Consider the following 1,063-nt stretch of genomic DNA (forward strand, 5'->3'; position numbering starts at 1 on the left):
GCGACACTCGGGCCCTCAGCCTGCACAGCCTCAGCCCACGGCACGAAAACGGTCCACCGACTCCGTCGGCGGACCGTCACGAAATTTCGAGGCTAACCTCGGGCTTCACGGATGATGCCGTCTGAGGCTTGGTCAAAATAGCGAGGAGCGCCGCTGACCTGGGACGATGGGAATTGTCTAGGGTCCATGTCGTCGTCAAGAGAGCCGCACTCCTCAGGTGAGCAAGCGCAGTGGGCTGTATCCGCGCGTCCGTGTCCGGGGCAACGGTGAGGGGGCGGTCTCGCTGGCCGGCGGGGTGCTGCTGGTCGGGACCATCCGCCGGACCGGCCTGGACGCCGCGTTTTCGACGGCACTGGAGCCGTGGCGCAAGCCACGCGCGGTCCATGATCCAGGCAAGGTCCTGCTCGATCTCGCCCTGTCCGTCGCGCTCGGCGGGGACTGCCTGTCCGACGTCGGCATGCTGCGGGCCGAACCCGCCGTGTTCGGACTGGTGGCCTCCGATCCGACGGTGTCCCGACTGGTCGATGTCCTGGCCGTGGCGGGTCCCCGCGCGCTCATAGCCATCCGGCGGGCGCGGTCCGAAGTGCGCGAGCAGGTCTGGAAGTTGGCCGGCAAAGCTGCGCCAGACGCCGGCAGTGAAGTGATCGTCGACGTGGACGGAGTGCTGGTCCTGGCCCACTCCGAGAAGCAGGACGCTGCCGCGACCTGGAAGAAGACCTTCGGCCACCACCCGCTGGTCGCGTTCGTCGATCACGGCCCGGGCGGCTCGGGCGAGCCGGTCGCGGCCCTGCTGCGGCCCGGGAACGCGGGCAGCAACACCGCAAGCGACCACATCACCGTCACCCGGCAGGCGCTGGACCAGTTCCCGAAGCAGTACCGGCGCGGCCGGCGCACGCTGATCCGTACCGACTCCGCCGGTGGCACCCATGAGTTCCTGGACTGGCTCACCCGGCGCGGGCGGTGGCTGTCTTAGACCGACCGGCAAATGGTGGCGCTGCCTGACGGCCGGTCACTCTGGGCATGAGTACAGGCACGGGCCTGAGTGATCATGGAGTTCTCTACG

At 68.7% G+C, this 1,063-nt stretch carries 1 pseudogene; it reads left to right on the top strand.

Annotation, left to right across the window (positions count from 1 at the left end):
• Positions 1 to 217: 217 nt before the first annotated feature.
• Positions 218 to 955 (top strand): annotated as a pseudogene (locus ACFVXE_RS39245) (transposase); the annotation flags it as partial.
• Between the last annotated feature and the right edge of the window lie 108 nt (positions 956 to 1,063).

The sequence above is a fragment of the Streptomyces sp. NPDC058231 genome (assembly GCF_042882275.1).
Lineage (GTDB): Bacteria > Actinomycetota > Actinomycetes > Streptomycetales > Streptomycetaceae > Streptomyces.